This is a genomic window from Cytobacillus sp. FSL K6-0265, assembly GCF_038003465.1.
GTDB lineage: Bacteria > Bacillota > Bacilli > Bacillales > Cytobacillaceae > Cytobacillus > Cytobacillus stercorigallinarum.
Genome location: NZ_JBBOPE010000001.1, coordinates 916,981 through 934,977, shown reverse-complemented (window position 1 = coordinate 934,977; position 17,997 = coordinate 916,981). Strand labels below are relative to the sequence as shown.

Annotated in this window: 18 protein-coding genes; 5 read left to right on the top strand and 13 right to left on the bottom strand. The window is 36.5% G+C overall.

What is annotated here, in order from left to right:
• The first annotated feature begins 182 nt into the window (after positions 1-182).
• Entirely contained in the window at positions 183-917 is a 735-nt protein-coding gene (locus tag MHH73_RS04830) for a metal-binding protein ZinT (protein WP_341065144.1), read from the top strand.
• 114 nt (positions 918-1,031) lie between these two features.
• Here the strand turns inward: MHH73_RS04830 and MHH73_RS04825 are convergent, their stop codons facing one another.
• From MHH73_RS04825 to MHH73_RS04790, 8 genes are all read right to left on the bottom strand, one after another.
• Complete coding sequence (locus MHH73_RS04825) at positions 1,032-1,859, bottom strand: STAS domain-containing protein (protein ID WP_341065142.1); 828 nt, start codon at positions 1,857-1,859, stop codon at positions 1,032-1,034.
• Positions 1,860-1,975: 116 nt separating this feature from the next.
• A complete protein-coding gene (locus MHH73_RS04820) occupies positions 1,976-3,241 on the bottom strand; it encodes a dicarboxylate/amino acid:cation symporter (RefSeq protein WP_095370338.1) in 1,266 nt (421 codons plus the stop codon).
• 142 nt (positions 3,242-3,383) lie between these two features.
• Complete coding sequence (locus tag MHH73_RS04815; RefSeq protein ID WP_095370339.1) at positions 3,384-4,301, bottom strand: phosphotransferase; 918 nt, start codon at positions 4,299-4,301, stop codon at positions 3,384-3,386.
• A 219-nt stretch (positions 4,302-4,520) separates the two neighbouring features.
• Entirely contained in the window at positions 4,521-5,240 is a 720-nt protein-coding gene (locus tag MHH73_RS04810) for a glycerophosphodiester phosphodiesterase (protein ID WP_233435305.1), read from the bottom strand.
• Between the two features lie 4 nt (positions 5,241-5,244).
• Entirely contained in the window at positions 5,245-6,570 is a 1,326-nt protein-coding gene (locus MHH73_RS04805) for an ABC transporter substrate-binding protein (protein WP_341065138.1), read from the bottom strand.
• Between the two features lie 22 nt (positions 6,571-6,592).
• Positions 6,593-7,405 carry a carbohydrate ABC transporter permease gene (locus MHH73_RS04800; protein ID WP_095370341.1) on the bottom strand — a complete coding sequence of 271 codons (813 nt, stop codon included), beginning with the start codon at positions 7,403-7,405 and terminating at the stop codon, positions 6,593-6,595.
• On the bottom strand, positions 7,402-8,313 hold the full coding sequence (locus MHH73_RS04795; RefSeq protein WP_328199651.1) for a carbohydrate ABC transporter permease: 912 nt from the start codon (positions 8,311-8,313) through the stop codon (positions 7,402-7,404). Before MHH73_RS04795 ends, MHH73_RS04800 begins: the two co-directional genes overlap by 4 nt.
• 19 nt (positions 8,314-8,332) lie before the next feature.
• Complete coding sequence (locus MHH73_RS04790) at positions 8,333-9,418, bottom strand: ABC transporter ATP-binding protein (RefSeq protein WP_341065136.1); 1,086 nt, start codon at positions 9,416-9,418, stop codon at positions 8,333-8,335.
• Between the two features lie 710 nt (positions 9,419-10,128).
• Between MHH73_RS04790 and MHH73_RS04785 the strand changes: the two genes are divergently transcribed.
• The 3 genes from MHH73_RS04785 (at position 10,129) to MHH73_RS04775 (ending at position 12,432) form a co-directional block, all read left to right on the top strand.
• A complete protein-coding gene (locus MHH73_RS04785) occupies positions 10,129-10,434 on the top strand; it encodes a hypothetical protein (protein ID WP_341065135.1) in 306 nt (101 codons plus the stop codon).
• A 495-nt stretch (positions 10,435-10,929) separates the two neighbouring features.
• Positions 10,930-11,757 carry a class I SAM-dependent methyltransferase gene (locus tag MHH73_RS04780; RefSeq protein ID WP_341065133.1) on the top strand — a complete coding sequence of 276 codons (828 nt, stop codon included), beginning with the start codon at positions 10,930-10,932 and terminating at the stop codon, positions 11,755-11,757.
• A gap of 93 nt (positions 11,758-11,850) precedes the next feature.
• Positions 11,851-12,432, top strand: coding sequence for a GNAT family N-acetyltransferase (locus MHH73_RS04775; RefSeq protein WP_341065130.1), 582 nt, complete (start codon positions 11,851-11,853; stop codon positions 12,430-12,432).
• A gap of 314 nt (positions 12,433-12,746) precedes the next feature.
• Here the strand turns inward: MHH73_RS04775 and lepB are convergent, their stop codons facing one another.
• From lepB to MHH73_RS04760, 3 genes are all read right to left on the bottom strand, one after another.
• On the bottom strand, positions 12,747-13,289 hold the full coding sequence (gene lepB / locus MHH73_RS04770; protein WP_318245493.1) for a signal peptidase I: 543 nt from the start codon (positions 13,287-13,289) through the stop codon (positions 12,747-12,749).
• Positions 13,290-13,370: 81 nt separating this feature from the next.
• Positions 13,371-13,556, bottom strand: a complete 186-nt coding sequence (locus MHH73_RS04765) for a cysteine-rich CWC family protein (RefSeq protein WP_341065127.1) — start codon at positions 13,554-13,556, stop codon at positions 13,371-13,373.
• A 101-nt stretch (positions 13,557-13,657) separates the two neighbouring features.
• Positions 13,658-14,536, bottom strand: a complete 879-nt coding sequence (locus MHH73_RS04760; protein ID WP_341065125.1) for a helix-turn-helix domain-containing protein — start codon at positions 14,534-14,536, stop codon at positions 13,658-13,660.
• A 379-nt stretch (positions 14,537-14,915) separates the two neighbouring features.
• On the opposite strand from MHH73_RS04760, the gene MHH73_RS04755 reads away from it, so the two are divergent.
• Positions 14,916-15,935, top strand: a complete 1,020-nt coding sequence (locus MHH73_RS04755; protein WP_341065122.1) for a beta-carotene 15,15'-monooxygenase — start codon at positions 14,916-14,918, stop codon at positions 15,933-15,935.
• A gap of 53 nt (positions 15,936-15,988) precedes the next feature.
• Here MHH73_RS04755 and MHH73_RS04750 read toward each other — a convergent pair whose 3' ends face one another.
• On the bottom strand, positions 15,989-17,185 hold the full coding sequence (locus tag MHH73_RS04750) for an aminotransferase-like domain-containing protein (protein ID WP_191815321.1): 1,197 nt from the start codon (positions 17,183-17,185) through the stop codon (positions 15,989-15,991).
• Positions 17,186-17,219: 34 nt separating this feature from the next.
• On the bottom strand, positions 17,220-17,996 hold the full coding sequence (locus tag MHH73_RS04745; RefSeq protein ID WP_341065118.1) for an ABC transporter ATP-binding protein: 777 nt from the start codon (positions 17,994-17,996) through the stop codon (positions 17,220-17,222).
• Position 17,997: the final 1 nt, after the last annotated feature.

The following is a 17,997-nucleotide window of genomic DNA, read 5'->3' as shown; positions in this document are numbered from 1 at the left end:
TCCCCTCTCGTAAATAATAATAATTACGATTTATATTGACAAAAACTGAATCCCACAGTATAGTCAAAAAGTACAAAAAAGAATGGTTACGATTTATCTATCATAAACCTTTATTTCATTTTATACATATAAAGTCTGCAGTATAAATCGTAATCATTACGAAAAAAGGAGAGGGAAAAAAAATGACCAGAATCAAACCTATTTTCTTTATGAGCTTCCTGCTATTTATTTTAGTTGGTTGTGATGAGAAGGAAGTCACAGATTCATCGGCAAATGATCAGACTGTAGCTGAAACAGATACTCATGACAATGAACACGATGAAAATCATGAACATGAACACGGACATGATCATAGTCATCACCATGAAGACAGTGACCAGCAAATTTACGAAGGATATTTCGATGAGGATCAAGTAAAAGACCGCTCCCTTTCTGATTGGGAAGGAGACTGGCAGTCTGTTTATCCTTATTTAACAAATGGAACACTGGATGAAGTATTAGAGAACAAAGCTAAAGAGAATGGAGAAAAAACTTTTGATGAATACAAAGAGTATTATACGGTAGGTTACGAAACAGAGATTGATAGAATAGAAATCGCCGATGAAAAAATGATATTTCATCATGAAGACACTACACTTTCTGGCACATATGAATATGATGGATTAGAGATCCTCACTTATGAAGCCGGTAATCAAGGTGTTCGGTATTTGTTCAATCGAGTAGATGGAGATCAAGCCGCACCAAGATTTGTGCAATTTAGTGACCATCATATATATCCAACACCTAGCGCTCATTTTCATATTTATCTAGGCAATGAAAGTCAGGAAGATCTCTTAGAAGAACTAACAAATTGGCCAACTTATTATCCATCAGAAATGAGCGGCGAAGAAATTGTTCACGAGATGATCGCACATTAATAACTAAATGATAGAGAGTAACTAAGTTTGTAAAAGGACAGAAACCAGTTTCACTCACTACGACACTTAAATAGAACACGAAAAATCCTCGTGTTCTATTTCTCATTTAACTATTTATAATGTCTTTGTATGTTGAATGGCTTGTGCCAATGAAGAATAGATTTTAATATTACGGAAATTAATACCTAATTGAACAGCTGTTTGCGCAATTTCTGGTCGAATACCTGAAAGGCTAGCGATGGTACCAATTAATTTCAAGCCATCTATGACCTGAAAAATTTGAGCAGCCACCATTGTATCAATGATTGCTACGCCAGATAAATCAATAACCAGCTCTTCAATTTGCATATTATTACATTGTTCGAGTGTTTTATCAAAAATAACTTGAGCACGATGAGTATCAATATCTCCAACTAAAGGGAGAATAGCTACATCCTGTTTAATTTTTATCACTGGTGTACTAAGTTCAACGATCATCTCTTGCTGTGCTTTTAACATACGATTCGATTCTTCGATATTTCTTTTACTAAATTCACTCATAATTTTTCTAAATGATTGCGAAATCACTCGATTAAGCGTGTTGACCTCTTTATGTGATAACATCGTCGTTGATTCTTCAATATAATATTGAACTACATCGAAATATTGCTCTTGCACACTAAGAAATTCACTAATGATTTCATCTAAGGGCGTGCTTAAATGGGCAGGGTCCTTTGCAATAGAAGTAACCCATTCATCAAATGCTTCTGTTGGTGCCTCAGATTCTGTGTTAAATAACTCTGCAAAGATTTCATGGAATGCATGATTTTGTTTCTTTAATATAGTAATTTGAGAATCGTCTGTTGTGCTATAGACACCATCTTTACTCTTATCTAATTCCGCATACCAATTCTCTGTTAAATCCCAAGTTTTCTCCTTAAAGTACTCGTAAAATGATTTCATCCGCATTTTCTCCTAATCATCAACATTGTCAGTATCACTTTCCCCAAAATATGATACCAGAATTCTTATACCCAATCACCTAAAACTATAAACCTATTTTTATAAATTTTTTTAAATTAAACTGTTTTTACATGGAACGCCTTTTTCAACCAATCTTTTCCTTCTACTAATCTACTAACCATCATCGCGCACACCGTATTACCTGTTGAGTTCAGAAGTGTGGCTGGCGCATCAATGATTGTACTGATCACAGCTATAATCGGCAGTACTTCAGGCGGAAATCCAAATACACTCAAGATGAGCATTTCACCAATTAATCCCCCACTAGGTATCGCTCCCATAACCGCACCTACTAAAAAGGCGACTGCAATGATACTTAATATTGTTGGCAGATCTGTCATACTTTGCCCAAACAAGCTAAATATAAAAACAATCTTAATCACGCCACCAAAAACTGAGCCATCTTTATGGGTGTTTGCTCCTAATGGGATAACTGTTTCAGCTATATCTTTAGGTACGCCCATTTTCTTCGTCGCGTCAAGATTAACTGGAATACTTGCCGCACTTGAACATGTTGCAATTGCAGTCACTGAGGGTGAAATCGCATTTTTCCAAAATACACTGATTCCCTCTTTCCCACCAGCAATAAAGGCATACAATGTGAAAAAGCCAAAATAATAGACAAGTGTTATACCTAGATATAAAACAAAAGCACGAACATACCCACCTAAAATCTGCGGTCCTAATTCACCAATGATCGTTGCAAAATAACACCCTAGACCAATCGGCGCATAATACATAACAATCTTTACAATTTTCATCATAATATCTGTGCCTGATTGTAAGAAGGTAGCCATTGGTCTGCCTTTCTCACCTACTAGTGCGGTAGCCAAGCCAAATAATATTGCGAAAACAATAAGCTGTAACATATTGCTCTTAGAGAATAAAAGATGAAAATCATTAACAGTCACCGTCTCAACTAGTTTTGCAAGTAACGAAATATTCTCAGGTTCCTCTTCTGCCACTTCCGCCTCATCCATCATAGCAATAATACTTGAAGTATCCGTATCTTTTAATGGATCGAATAGAGAGGTACCTGCGAATCCTAATACAGCAGAAACGACTGCTGTTAAAAAGAAAACGAGGAATGTACTTCCCATAATTTTACCTAAACGTTTCATCCCACTAATATTCGCAATAGCCGATGCTATACTAAAAAAGACGAGTGGAACAATAATCATAAACATTAAATTTAAAAATAAATCTCCAAAAGGTTTCACAACTGATGTCGCAGGCCCAAACACTACCCCTGCTATACCGCCAATAAGAATAGCAGCTAATAACAAAATAGTCGTACGATAGGTCGAAAATAACTTCTTCATTATAAAAAACTCCTTCCTCTCTTATTTCATGACACAAAAAGAAAACTCACCCATTGGCGAGTTACTAATGGTAGCATTCAAATGTTCTAACTAAATTGATAACCCTTGTATTTTAGCGTATTTTCAACCTTTAAGCTAGCTATTAATGATTGGAAATGAGATTCGCTAACCCTACTTTCGCTTCTCTTATAATGCCTTCATCCTGTTTATCCATCCCATAAAAAAGTAAATAGCACATCACATGCAGCCCTCTGAACATAGCTAACGATTCCGTTTCTTTATCAATTTCACCATAAATAGAAAAAAAGCTTTCCCTCATATATGATGGAACGAACGTATAAGCAACAGCTAAATCAACCGCTCGATGGCCAAGATGCATATCCCCAAAATCAATTACACCTGCAAGTCTTAAATTATTACAAATCAGAAAGTTGCGGAAATAAAAATCCCCATGAACCAATGTATTCCTTGCCGTTACACTCGTATTTATTGCTAGTTGAATAATGGCTAAAAAAGGTTTTCGGGAGTCAATAACTTCATTTGCCTCCATCCATTCTAATCGTTGAATAACTTCTAGTTTTTTTGCATGAACGTCTAGCCTGCCAATTTCATCCCCTATGATTCCAAGAAAATGACTACTTGGTATTTGATGAAGGGCTTTTAAAAATAAGGCAATGTCCTCAACGATAGCGCCACGATCTTTCACGCTTATCTCTCGTTCATTGGTAGAAACACCCTTAATCAACGGATAACCTGTGAATGGGTATGGAAACTTACTACTTGGTTGACCAATATATATAGGTGTAGAAATTTGAATATTACTGTGTAAGTGTTGCTTTAATTGTGGTAACCATCTATTTTCTCTTTCTATTAAGGGTACAGCAATTTTTCTTCGTGGGAATCTAAAAATGACCGATTCATTTACAACGAAGACTTTATTATCCCATCCTTCACCGCTCTCTTTAATAGAGACAGGTTCAAGTATCGGAAACTGTTCCCTAATTATTTGTTGTGCTTCGTCTATAGTAACTTCAACATCGCTATCCCATATCGCAGACAAATTTCAGCCCTCCTCTTTAATAACAGTTTGCTATTTACACCTAAATCCTATATTATCACACTAACTAAAGCTTCCTTATTTATGCTTGTAAAACTTCAATTTTAAACTCCTGAGTAATAGTTCTTTTAGACACGAAAAATTCCCCTTTAACAGTCAGATTTCTTGAAAAATTTGACTACTAAAGGGGAGCATACAATCACACTACACCTGCTTTACTTTTTATTTAAGTTGTTCCGGTACGTCTGTCATAATGACCTCGACACCTGTTTCAACTAATTGTTCCTTTACTGCTCTTTCGTTTACCGTATAGACACGAAGAGGAAATCCTTTTTCTATCGCATCTCTTCCATAAGTAGAAAGAGCGAAACTTGGTTGACAATGAATGGCATCGGCACCTATATCCCTTGCTACTTTAATAGCATCCTGTTTCACACCAGCAATTAAATAACCAACCGAGATATTCGGATTTATCGCTTTTACTTTCTTTAAACTAGGTGCATTAAATGAAGAAATAATTACTCGGTCTTGTAATTGGTACCGATCAATCAAATCTAAAACTTTTCTTTCCATCCCCTCATAAGCAATGATATCGTTCTTTAATTCTATATTTAATGTAAGGTCATTGCCCTCCTCTAAAAGCCACTCTAATACTAGTTGAAGTGATGGTAAACCCTCGCCGATAAAATTAGAAGAAAACCATCCTCCTGCATCTAAGCCAAGGAGTTCGTCTAAAGTTAAATCTTTAACATAACCCTTGCCATTCGTAGTACGATTAATTTGTTCATCGTGAATAATGACCAGGTGGCCGTCCTTACTCATTTGCACATCTAATTCGATTCCCTCAACTCCAGCATCTAAGGCTGCTTGGAATGCAGTCATTGTATTTTCAGGAAAGGTACCACTCATTCCACGATGAGCATAAATAGAAACTTCCTCCACCCTCTCACTGACTCCCATTTTTTCTGTTCGCTGCCTCTAATGACTGATCTATTTCTGCTGCTGCACGATCCAATGCTTCTTTCGGTTCAACACCTTGATAGAGGCTTCCCATTGCGCTCACAACTTTTTGCCGTGCTTCTGGGAAGACTGAAATTAATGCCCCTTGAGTCGCCTCAGATGGAATTGTATTTTTCAACTGATCAACTGTTACTTTTAGCTGTGGATACTTCTCCCACTCTTCTTGTACAAGCGGTAAGTCGTAGGCTGCTGGGTTAATAGAAAAATAACCTGACTTTAAATGCCATTGTGCCTGTACTTCAGGTGTAGTCACATACTTCATGAACTCCCATGCAGCACGCTGTTTTTCCTCATCAATATCTTTCGCCATCCATAAAGAAGCGCCGCCAATAATTACCCCTTGTCTGTCTACTCCATCCGGTACAGGTAAATATCCTGCGCCAACCTCAAACGGTGCATTATCAACTGTAGCTCTAATACCTGCTGATGAATCTAGATACATAGCAATTTTGCCAGATTGGAAAGCAGCCCGGATATCATCCCAATTTTGTCCAGTATTATAGAAGGTACCTTCTTTATGCATCTCACTAATTAATTCAAAGACTTTTAGTCCTTCTTCACCGTTAAATACTGCCTTTTCCGCATTACCAGTGCGTCCGTTATCATTATCAACAAATAATCCACCTTGGACCGCGATTAATTCCTCAATAAACCAGCCGTAATTTAAAATTGAAAAGCCCACCTGGTCATCGTTCGTTAATTTCTTAGCCGCCTCTTTTAATTCACTATACGTCTCAGGCGCTTTCTCTGGATCTAATCCAGCTTCTTTAAAAGCGTCTTTATTATAAATAAGTACCGGAGTGGATGAGTTAAATGGCATGGAATATTGCGTGTCATCTACAGCATAATAATTAGTGATATTCTTCTCCCATTGATTCATATCATATCCTTCATCATCAATAAATTTCTGCACTGGTTGTATTTTCCCTGAATCAATCATATATTTCGTCCCGACTTCAAAAGTTTGCATGATTGCTGGTGCATCTTCTGTTCCAGCTACCGTATTAAACTTCGTAATCGCTTCTTCATATGTCCCTTGAAAAACTGGTGTCACTGTAATCTCATCTTGTTCCGCATTGAAACCATCAGCTACTTCTTGCACAACACGCTCAAGCTCGCCACTCATCGAATGCCAAAATATCACTTCTGTTTTTCCATCTCCACTAGCTTCCTCTGTAGTTGCTGAATCATTTGAACATGCCGTCATGAATATGAGCATACATAAGATACTGACCACCCAAAGCTTCTTCATTCTTTTCATCCTCTCCCCACTTCTACTTTATTGCTCCTCTAGTTAACCCTTCCTGTAAACGTTTTTGACCAACAAAGATTAATAGTAAAGTTGGCAAAATGACGAGCATCACCCCTGCCATTACCACCCCCCATTCAGACGCAATTTCTTGTGTCTGCATCTGCTTTAAGCCAATTTGGACGGTCCTTACCTTTTCATCATTCGTGACAAGCAATGGCCATAAGTACATATTCCAAGCCGTCAAGAAGCAATAGATTCCAAGCGTAATTAAACTTGTTTTCGAAATCGGCAAGACAACCGTTAAGAAGAACTTAAAGCGACTCACCCCCGAAACCTGGGAAGCTTCATATAATTCAATTGGAATCGTCTTAAACTGTTGTCTAAGCAGAAAAGTCCCAAAGGCCATAGCGAAGAAAGGAATCGTTAATCCTGGAAAACTATTTAACCATCCTAATGACTGTATCGTTTGAAAGTTTGGTACCATCGTCGCTTCCCAAGGAATCATCATCGTAGAAATAAAAAGCATAAACAAAAGGTTTTTCCCTTTAAATTTTGTAAAAACAAAAGCGAAGGCCGCTAAACTGCAGAGTAGTAATTGACCCAACATAATGACTGTGGATACGACCAAGCTGTTAATCAAATACCGCAGTAATGGAACCTTTTCGAAAGCATGAAGGTAATTGGTTAGTGTGAAGTTTTCTGGTATGAGCTTTCCTTGCAGAACTTCTCCCCCTTGCATAAAACTAATCATAAAAGCGTAAACAATGGGGAAAAACATGATAAAACCTGAGAGAATAAGGACTAAATATAATAAGATCTTCTTCCCGATTGTCATTGATAATGCACCTTCCTCTCACCGAGCTTGAACTGGATCACTGTCAAGATGAAGACACATAGAAAGAGAAGAACCGCCTGTGCGCTGGCAGAGCCAATATTATAGTTAATGAAGGCATCTTTATAAATGGAATACACAATCACATTGGTCGAATCGATTGGTCCTCCCTTTGTCAAAATATCGATTTGCCCAAATGACTGAAATGAATTAATCATCGTCACTGTAAGAACAAAGAAAAGTGTTGGTGATAGCATTGGGAGTGTGATTTTTCTAAAGGAATAAGAAGAACTTACCCCAGCAATTCTTGCGCTTTCATATAATTGGGAATCGATATTTTGTAACCCCCCTAGCAAAATGAGGAACGTAAACCCTGTATTCATCCAAATCGTCGCGATTGCGACTGAGAGCAAAGCAGTATTCGGATCTAATAAGAAATGCATATCAGCAAAACCAAAAAAGTTTAGTATTTTGTTTGCTATACCAATCGATGGGTTATAAATAAACATCCATATGACTGATGAGGCAGCTACACTCATGCCCATCGTTGAGGAAAAGATGGTTCTAAAGAAACCAATGCCTTTCAATTTCTGATTAGCTAGTAACGCCAAAGCAAGAGCGAGAATCACGCCAACTGGTACCGTGTATAAAACAAATAAGAAAGTGGCCTTAGCACTTGTTAAAAAACTAGTTGAAGAAAGCAATGTGGTAAAGTTTTCCCAACCCGCAAAAGACAACGGTTTTCCTTGTGTATCAGTATAGAAAAAGCTCAAATATACCGTCCTAACCATCGGATAAAATAGAAAAATAATAAATAAAATAAAAGATGGTAGTACATATAACCAGCCCTCTAAAGATGCAAGGGAAAATCGATTTTTTCTTAGAGATGGCCGCTTTGGGTCAACGTTCATATTAAGTGATGGCATAAAACTAAATCACCTCCACACCTTCAAGAAAAGTATTCTGTTTCGTTTGATCATCAAAAAAAACTAAGTCCTCTATTTTGATAGCAAAAGAAACCTTCTCTCCTAAAGGAATCGCATGCTGACCTTGCCACCTTGCTGTCCACTGCAATTTATCCGTTAACTGAAAATTAATTAGTGTTTCTGTCCCAAGCATTTCTACATTCGTAACGGTAGCTTGCAATGTGGCTTCATCCGTATTCGTTGCTCTTACTAGATGTTCAGGTCTAATTCCAATCGTGAATTCACCAGCTAAATCTTGATGAATTTTCGGGAGCGTTGTATCGCATGGAAGATGAACATTTCCATTTTGAATATATCCATTAACCATATTCATCGGCGGTGCGCCAATAAACGATGCCACAAACGTATTCGCCGGATGATTATATATATCAAGCGGCTTCCCAACTTGTTGCACTTCCCCTTGATTTAAAATCATCATGCGATCAGCCATCGTCATCGCCTCTGTTTGATCATGTGTGACATAAATCATCGTAATACCCAATTTTCTTTGTAACTGCCTTATCTCTGAACGCATTTTTGTTCTCAATTTTGCATCAAGATTTGAGAGTGGTTCATCCATTAAACAGATAGGATCTTGTGTGACGATTGCTCTAGCGAGTGCTACACGCTGCCTTTGCCCCCCCGATAATTCTCTTGGTTTCCTTTTTAAATATGGTGTGAGTCCAAGCATTTCTGCCGCTTCTTGACACCTCTGCGATTGTTCAACTTTCGTCAGTTTTTTCACATGTAGGCCAAAGGCAATGTTTTGTTCAACTGTCATATGAGGAAACAAAGCATAATTTTGAAACACCATCGATAATTCTCTCTGACTTGGCTTTAACTTATTTGCATAAGCCCCGCCAATATAAAGCTCGCCACTACTAATTTCCTCTAATCCAGCAATCATCCTTAACAACGTACTTTTTCCACAACCAGATGGCCCGACTAGCACAAAAAATTCCCCAGGCTCAATTACAATATCAATTCCTTTTAACACTTCTATATCCGCTTGGTAAGACTTTCTCATCTGTTTTAACTCCAAAGCACGCATATTCTCTCACCCCTTTTACCGCCCCCTAAAGAAAGCCATATACCGATGAAGTAAAAACCCTTTACTCGTCGAATATACGGCTTTTTGAAAGAAGGCAAGTCTATCCACTTGTTATATATTCATCATACTTTTGGAATATGAAGGAAATATTAGATTCTCGTATAACAATGTAAAATAGAATTAAACTTTATGGATGGACGGTAAAGGCAGTGGTGAGAACAGGGAATATCATCGGTTGTTTACATCGTTGTTTTCTCCATTTTAGCTGTCTACTTCCTCGCTACTCTTCAAACAAAAAAGAACAAAGATACGCATATTCTTTTTCCAATTAAATTATTCCTTTAGCTCTAAAAGACGAGCATGCACTGGAAAATAAAATATATGAGTCATTTGTATAGGCAAATAAAACGGAGTATCCCTTCGCTTTTAGCTAATGGGTAAAATGGGGGTTAAATAGTCCTTTAAAAAAATATTAGTTTAAAAGTAACTATTAAAACGAAAGGTGCAGGTTTGTAGAAGATAGGGAAGAAAACTCACCAATCTATATGTATAATATTCAAAGAGGTGATTGGGATGGGTGTCCTTCCAAAGGTAGTTAGAATATTGCTTGACGATGAAATAGATGAAGAGAAATTTATTGATATAATCAATAGCGTTTATAAGCAAGACTGTTATATATATATGCAATGATTCCTGATTGGGAAGAAGATTTGTTAAATCAACTGTCAGATGATTTCATTCTAATAAAAAAGGTTAAAATTCCTCTCATGCGAAGTTTTCCAAGAACTATGGGGTTTTTAGGATTTGTGAAGGACAGAAAAAAACAATATACTTATGAGTTTTATTCAAGGTCTACAACAATGGAATTTTTAATTTTTTCGGAGTTAGATGTATCTCAACATTTAAATAATATTAACAAGAAAAATATTGATATATATAAAATATTTGAAACAAACAAAGTTCCTCATATAACAATAGGGCCTGATGGCCAATGGCTAGATATCATTGCGTATTAAAATCGTTCTCTTATATAGCTAACGGGGCTTTCTTAAACTAAGTAAGCTCTTTTTTTATGGGACAAAAGAGGCAAGTTAATTGAAAAAGACTAAAATTGTTTATGGTAAACATTTAATAGTATCGAGTGAATTTGAAGTGATTTGATGCGATAAGTTGAGTTTTTCCCACATAATAAAGAATGGTTTTCATTGTTTGAAATGGAAAGTAAAAAGATCAAACTTATAGTAGACCTCATAGTTATTGTCTGTTATATTTATAAAAACACTAAAAGGATAGGTGAAGAAGTTCGGCATAGCAGAAGTTGGATTTACGAGGACTTTGTTATGACTGGAAAAGAGTAAAAAGATCAATTTGACGCAAACTTAAATAAGCATTTTATGTGTTTATTTGGTATGCCCATTTGATTTTTTACTCTACGGACTTTTTCTCTTTTTAACCGCAGAGTAAAACTCTGCGGTTTTTTGTGTTTTAAAAATTTTTAGGAGGAAGTTTATATGAATAACTTTTTAAACCAGTTGCGCGTACCATCACGATTTGAACAAGCAGATAATGCTTTTTGGCAAGATCCTTATATTGCCAAACAATTATTAAAGGCCCATTTAAACTCTGATAATGAAGGAGCTAGTAGGAGTTTTTCGTTTATTGATAAGTCTATTGATTTCATTCAACAAATTGCTCCCCAAAATTCTTATCAAAAGGTACTAGATTTAGGTTGCGGTCCAGGTCTTTATTGTGAAAGATTAGCCAAAAAAAGTTATACGGTAACAGGGATAGACTTCTCTGAAAACTCCATTCGTTATGCTAAAGAACAAGCAAAAAAGCTCAATTTTGATATTGACTATCGCTATGAGAATTATATGGAATTAAATGATTCAAATAACTACGACCTTGCCCTATTGATATATTGTGATTATGGAGCTCTTGCACCTGTTGATCGCAGTAAATTACTTTTCAACATTTGGAACAGTTTGAAGAATGGTGGACAGTTGTTATTAGATGTTTTCTCACAAAATAAATTTGATCAGTTTAAGGAAGAACAATATTGGAGTTTAAATGAAAATGGTGGTTTCTGGTCAAAGGATTCCTATGTCGCTATTGGTAGAAATCTTAAATATCCTGATAGAGTAACATTAGAGCAAACAACTGTGGTTACCAAAGAAAAAATGGAAACTTACAACATCTGGCATCAATACTTCACAAAAGAATTATTAATCAAAGAGGTAACTGCTGTAGGGTTTACTGTAAAGGAAATTTACGATGATGTTTCTGGTCAAACTGGCAACGGAGGAAGTGAAACTATCGCTTTATTGTTAGAAAAATAAGGTTAAATAGAACAAAGAGAAAGGGAATATGATCACTCCTCAAGAATTATTTCTTAAAGGTAAGAGTTTTTACATACAGAGAGGGGAAATCAAGTGAATCCTTTGTTGTTAGATATTCCTTTACAATTAGAAACAGACAGACTAATTCTTCGAGCACCACTTCAAACAGGAGACGGGAAAATTGTAAACCAAGCTATTAGAGACTCATTTGATGAATTAAAAGAGTGGTTGCCATTTGCTCAAGAACTGCCAACTGTCGAAGAAACAGAAATAAATATAAGAAATGCTCATATAAATTTTTTAAAGAGAGACAGTTTTCGTTTTCTTATTTTTGATAAAGAAAACAATGACTTTATTGGAACAACAAGCCTTCAGGGGGTTGACTGGGACATTCCTAAATGTGAAATTGGGTACTGGATAAATACAAAATTTAGCGGTAATGGATATATGACGGAAGCAGTAAAGAGATTAGCAAACTTTGGGTTACATCATATCAAATTTAGGAGAATTGAAATAAGATGTGAATCAACAAACCTTAAGAGTCGTGCTATCCCAGAAAAACTTGGGTTTGAATTAGAAGGCACTTTAAGAAATGATGATCTATCCGCAGATGGTAGCAAGCTGACTGACACTTGTTTTTATTCCATAACAAGTAACATTACGAAAGAAAACTAAACATATTTTGATTCGTTAAATAACTTTAATAACAACCTTTCTAAACGAAGATAGGTTGTTATTTTATTTGTAGTGAACTAGTGAATAGACTTTTTTGTTGCAAAACATCTAGCAACTTTAGTAATTACTTCAGGTGATGGCGAAACATTTGCCAACCTAGCCACTTCTATCGCCGAAACTATCCTTTTCACTGTTCTTTCGATCTCTATTCATTTTGATATGTAATCATTTAACATTTTTCATTAACAAGACGTTAACAATAAAAATCTTTTCACGAAAAAACCTAGCAAATCAATAAACTAGGTTTTTTTCCCTTATTTAACGACTTCCATATGATCCATCGGCCAAATAACCGCTTTGGCTTTCCCAAGGATTCTTTCTTCAGAGATGACCCCTATGACCCTACTATCAAGACTTCGTTTACGGTTATCACCTAATACAAAATAATGCCCCTCAGGAACAACCGTTTGGCTTACTTTTGTATCTTTGAGCTCAAAATCATCTGTCAACATGCCTCTTTCTAGCGCTTCTTTTAACTCATCTAAATAAGGTTCATCGTATTCCTTGCCATTTATGTATAAGTGATCATTTTTATAGGTAATTTCATCTCCTGGCAAGCCAATCACTCTTTTAATTAAATCACGCTCTCCATCACTATCAAACACCACAATATCAAAGCGGTCAGGTTCACCTAATTTACTCATAACAACCCGGCTTTGGTCATGTAATGTCGGTTCCATTGAAGCCCCATCTACAACGACAGGAGAAAAGATGAAAATACGGATAAGAAAAGAAATAATTAGTGCAATAATCAATGCTTTGATCCACTCAAACATTTCTGTTCGGACTTTTTGCACACACAACACCTCCTAATATTTCTCAATATTCTATTCGCCATCAAACGAGCAAACCCCTCTTGAATGTAAAATATATACATCTCACTTTTTATATTTTCTTATACATCTCTCACAAACACAACTTTTTCCCCTATTCTCCTGAGGAATTAAATCTAAGAGCGTTTGGGGGACATCACCAATATGAAAGCACCAACAATCCTTGAGCTTGTTCTCTTCAAGCCCGCAGTTGGTTTGCTCACCACAAACTGGACATTGTTGTTTTTTCATCGTTTCACCTCTCACCCTATACTACTCACTTTTATTATGGCATAAACAGGAGATGAAGTTCACAAGAAAATAGGAAAAGCGTTAGCCTTTCCCTCTAACATCTATTCACTAAAATCAAGATTTTGCGGTTCTTTTGGTAGACTCTCTTGAAAAGAAAGGTTTGTTGTTGGCACATGTTCACTGACCTCTACTAATTGAAACCCATCCATCCAGACCTTCCCTTTTCCAATGAGTAACACCCCGAAATGAATGGACATACTCTCTTCAGGCACATCTAATACAATGGTATAATGATTCCAGCCATTTGTACCCGCAATAGGCCGATTATCCATATTATCGAACTGTAGCATATCACCATTGTTGTCATCTACTCTCATCCAAGCCCCACACTTTTCTACATCTTCCGTCTTTATATAACATGTTAGTTTCATTCTTTTCCCTTTATATTTCTCCGCTTTGAACTGTTGCATAATAGTAGCGAATTGCTGGCTATTCACATCACTAATATTTTTAAGTAAAGCAGATTGATGCCCAGTATGGAAAGTTTGTTGATCCAATGTCATTTGATAATGTTCTGGGGCGTTTCCACTTAATATCCAGCCATGAATAATTGTTTCTTTCGTCATCTTATTGTTCTCCTCCTTTAAATGGATAAGACTAAATAACTTACGATACTTGCCCGGTGGTAGAGAATAAATTTCTTTAAAGGCTCTCGTAAACGCCTCTTGAGATTGAAAATGAAGCAAAAAAGCAATCGAAAGAATAGATTCATCACTTTCTATTAATAAAGACACTGCTAAAGCAAGTCTCCGAAAACGAATATATTCACCAATTGTCCGACCCGTTTCTTGTTTGAATACCCTTAAGAGATGAAATTTGGAATACCCTACATTCCTTGTTAAATCATCGAGTTGAATCTTTTCTAGTAAATGCGTTTCAATAAAATAAATTGTTTTTTGCGTCGTTTCACTATACTGCACTCTCACTCACCTCACCTTTATTTTACGATAATTGGTTGAGCTTTTTTTGATGGGGATTGCTAAATAATTATTTATTTTCGATGGATTACTTGTTTCTTATCATTGTTAACGTTACAAGAAAAAGGATAGGGGCGGATTCAGAATCATAGGGAACTATTAGACAGTCTTTTATAGAAGTTCTTCTACAAAACGGGAAACGCAACGGCTGCTGATCAAGCTTTTTGAATTACAAAGTGGGCTAGTCCCTTTATTTTACTTCTCCGTTTTCTTTTACTTTCCTTTCAGATTAGCACTACTGTTATCAGTTTACTTTTTTTCTTTTATTTGGAATAATATGCTTATCATATGGTACCATTTAACTAAAGGGGAGTAATTTGACATGAAGATTATGAGCAAAGGGAAATATGTATGGCTTTTCTTATTATTAGCGGCTCTTTTTTCTAATACCATTCTTTATCAGACTTCAGTTAGTGGATGGATTCTACCGGCAAATGCGCAAGACGTTGTTTTAGGTTCATTGATTGACTTCATGATCTTGATGCCATTATTTTTCATGTTATATAAACAAAAGTTTTCTTTAAAATCTGCATTGTTACTTTGTGCGAGTGGCTGCCTTTTGGCAAGATTGATTATCCCAACGGAATTGCTAGCGCCTTATTCCTCTTTTGTATGGGGTGTTATTTTAATCGAGGTTATGTTTATTTCTTTAGAGCTTTTACTAATTGTAACCTTCATAAAGTATATGCCAAAAATTATTAAGGAAGTAAAACAAAGCTCATTACCAACGGTGTTCTCGTATTCAAATGCTGTTGATCACTTCGCAAAAAAGTATCAGATTATTCGTATCATTTGTTCCGAAGGTTTAATGTTCTATTATGCTTTTGCTAGTTGGAAAAAAACACCGCGAGAGGGAATAACACTTTATAAAAACTCCAGTTATATTGCTTTTCAAATTATGCTTATCCATGCCATCCTCATTGAAACCATTGCAATTCATTGGTTCATCCATCAATATTCTATCGTTTTATCAATTATTCTTTTTATCGGCAATGTCTATGCTGTTATTTTTTTCATTGGTGATATACAAGCAATGAAATTAAACCCTATTCATTATCAGAACGGCACTCTATACCTATCACTCGGATTAGTGAAACGAGTGGTTATTCCAATTGAAAATATTAAAACTCTGATTGAGGAAAAATCAGTACTTCAAGGGAAATTATCAAAGGATACCGCTGATTTCATAATTAAAGATTTAGAAAAAGTGTACCCGGATATCATTCTAGAACTAAAGGAACCTGTTCATGTAACTTATTTTTTAGGATATAAGAAAGTCTATAAAAGAGTAGCGATCCGCTCGGATTCTCCTTTACAGTTGAAAGAGTGGCTTACTTTATGAAAATAATCAACCTAAAAAGAGCGTGCACCTCAGGATTGTGCACGCTCCTATCTTTATTTATTCATCTCTTCTGCCACTACTTGGCTTAGAATTTCGATTCCCTTTTTTATTTCCTCTTTACTCGCATAACTAAATGAAAGACGTAAAAAGTTCTTACCTTCGTCTTGATTGTAGAAGAAGTATTGGCCTGGTACGTAAGCTACGCCAGCTTGTTTCGCTTTCGCAAGCATTGACGTTGTATTGACGCAAGGCACTTTAATCCACATAAAGTAGCCACCTTCAGGGCGATACCACTTCACACCCTCAGGCATGAAATGAATCAATGATTCATATAAAATGACTGCTTTTTCTTCATATTTTTCTGTTAGTAAGACAGAACGATGAGCCAGATTTACTTTTTCTAAATAAGCAGACATCACCGATTGCGCAAATGGGTGCTCTAAATCTTTCTTAAACCAGAAAAGTGTTTCTATCCACTCACTATGAGCAGCAATCCAGCCGACACGCATACCTGGAGCCACTACTTTCGATAGCGATCCGACATAAAAAACACGATCCTCTTCATCTAATGATTTTAATGTTGTCGGACTCTCTCCAAACGCAAGCTCCCCGTAGGCATCATCTTCAAGAATGAGAAAATCATATTCTTTTGCTAGTTTAATTAATTTCTCCCGTCTGGCGAAAGATAGTGTTGTGCCTGTAGGATTTTGAAAGGTTGGGATCGTATATAGAAGTTTTGGAATAGGTTCTTCTTTCTTCGTCCGTTCGATTAATATTTCTTCCAATCGCTTCGTATCCAATCCATCTGCATCAATTGGAATTGTGATAAGGTTTTTTGTGTAATTTTGGAAAATTTCCAGTGCTTCCATATAAGTCGGTGACTCAACAATAATGAAGGCATCCTTATCTAATAAAATACGGGCAATGAGATCAATCGCCTGACAAGCACCTGAAGTCACAAGCACTTCATCCTCTTTCACTTCCATCTTACGCTCGCCCATGCGTTTGATTAAATGTGTTTTTAATTGATCAATTCTTGGACTACCAATATAGTGAAGCGGCAAATCTTGTTCTTCTGTCAATAGCCGGTCTGTAGCTTCCTTTAGTTCAGCTGACGGAACAAGGTTAGATGCCGGATAGCCTGAGTTTAGGCGAATACATCCTTCCGGCACTGCTGACATCCATGACCCTGGAGGGATATTGGTTAGGGCCTGTTTAACGACCTCAGGGTAATAGGCTTCTCTCTTCAATTGTACCAAGCACCTTTCTGTATCATTTATAATATCAAATAGATTTCAAGCTTTCTTCTCGTATTAATGATAACAGTTCCTCTTTGTATTGTGCGAATTGATTTGTTGCTTTCACACTAAAATCTCTTGGTCTAGCGATATCAATCGGCACCTTTTTCTTCAGTCTTCCTGGTCTAGCAGTCATGACATACACAGAATCAGCTAGAAAAATAGATTCATCTACATCATGAGTAATAAAGAGGATGGTTTTCTTCGACTTTTCCCATGCCTTTAATAAAACCTCTTGCATAATATTTCTTGTTTGCGCATCAAGGGCACCAAAAGGTTCATCCATCAATAATACCTTCGGATCATTCGCTAATGCACGAGCAATAGCTACACGCTGTTTCATCCCTCCAGAGAGTTGAACAGGGTAATGATTCTCAAATCCTTCTAATCCTATTAATTGAAGATAATGACGAGCGAGATCATCTCGTTCCTTTTGTCTCGCTCCCTTCAACTTTAAGCCAAAGGAGATATTTTCTTTTACCGTCAACCAAGGGTATAGAGTATACGATTGGAATACCATACCTCTATCTGGGCCAGGACCATCAATAGGTTGCCCATCTAATAATACCTCACCGGTTGTCGCTTCTTCCAAACCAGCAACAATTCTTAATACGGTCGATTTACCGCATCCTGAGGGACCAAGTATAGTAACAAACTCACCATCATCAATAGTGAAGGATGTTTTTTGTAGCGCCGTTGTGTCACCACTTTTGGTTTTGAAAACTTTATCCACATCTTTAATTTCTAGCTTCGGTGTTGTCATA

What these genes read in the sequence shown, in the direction of transcription:
- MHH73_RS04830 (WP_341065144.1), top strand. Translation starts at nt 183, where the DNA reads ATGACCAGAATCAAACCTATTTTCTTTATGAGCTTCCTGCTATTTATT.
- MHH73_RS04825 (WP_341065142.1), bottom strand. Translation starts at nt 1,859, where the DNA reads ATGAAATCATTTTACGAGTACTTTAAGGAGAAAACTTGGGATTTAACA.
- MHH73_RS04820 (WP_095370338.1), bottom strand. Translation starts at nt 3,241, where the DNA reads ATGAAGAAGTTATTTTCGACCTATCGTACGACTATTTTGTTATTAGCT.
- MHH73_RS04805 (WP_341065138.1), bottom strand. Translation starts at nt 6,570, where the DNA reads ATGAAGAAGCTTTGGGTGGTCAGTATCTTATGTATGCTCATATTCATG.
- MHH73_RS04800 (WP_095370341.1), bottom strand. Translation starts at nt 7,405, where the DNA reads ATGACAATCGGGAAGAAGATCTTATTATATTTAGTCCTTATTCTCTCA.
- MHH73_RS04795 (WP_328199651.1), bottom strand. Translation starts at nt 8,313, where the DNA reads ATGAACGTTGACCCAAAGCGGCCATCTCTAAGAAAAAATCGATTTTCC.
- MHH73_RS04790 (WP_341065136.1), bottom strand. Translation starts at nt 9,418, where the DNA reads ATGCGTGCTTTGGAGTTAAAACAGATGAGAAAGTCTTACCAAGCGGAT.
- MHH73_RS04780 (WP_341065133.1), top strand. Translation starts at nt 10,930, where the DNA reads ATGAATAACTTTTTAAACCAGTTGCGCGTACCATCACGATTTGAACAA.
- MHH73_RS04765 (WP_341065127.1), bottom strand. Translation starts at nt 13,556, where the DNA reads ATGAAAAAACAACAATGTCCAGTTTGTGGTGAGCAAACCAACTGCGGG.
- MHH73_RS04755 (WP_341065122.1), top strand. Translation starts at nt 14,916, where the DNA reads ATGAAGATTATGAGCAAAGGGAAATATGTATGGCTTTTCTTATTATTA.
- MHH73_RS04745 (WP_341065118.1), bottom strand. Translation starts at nt 17,996, where the DNA reads ATGACAACACCGAAGCTAGAAATTAAAGATGTGGATAAAGTTTTCAAA.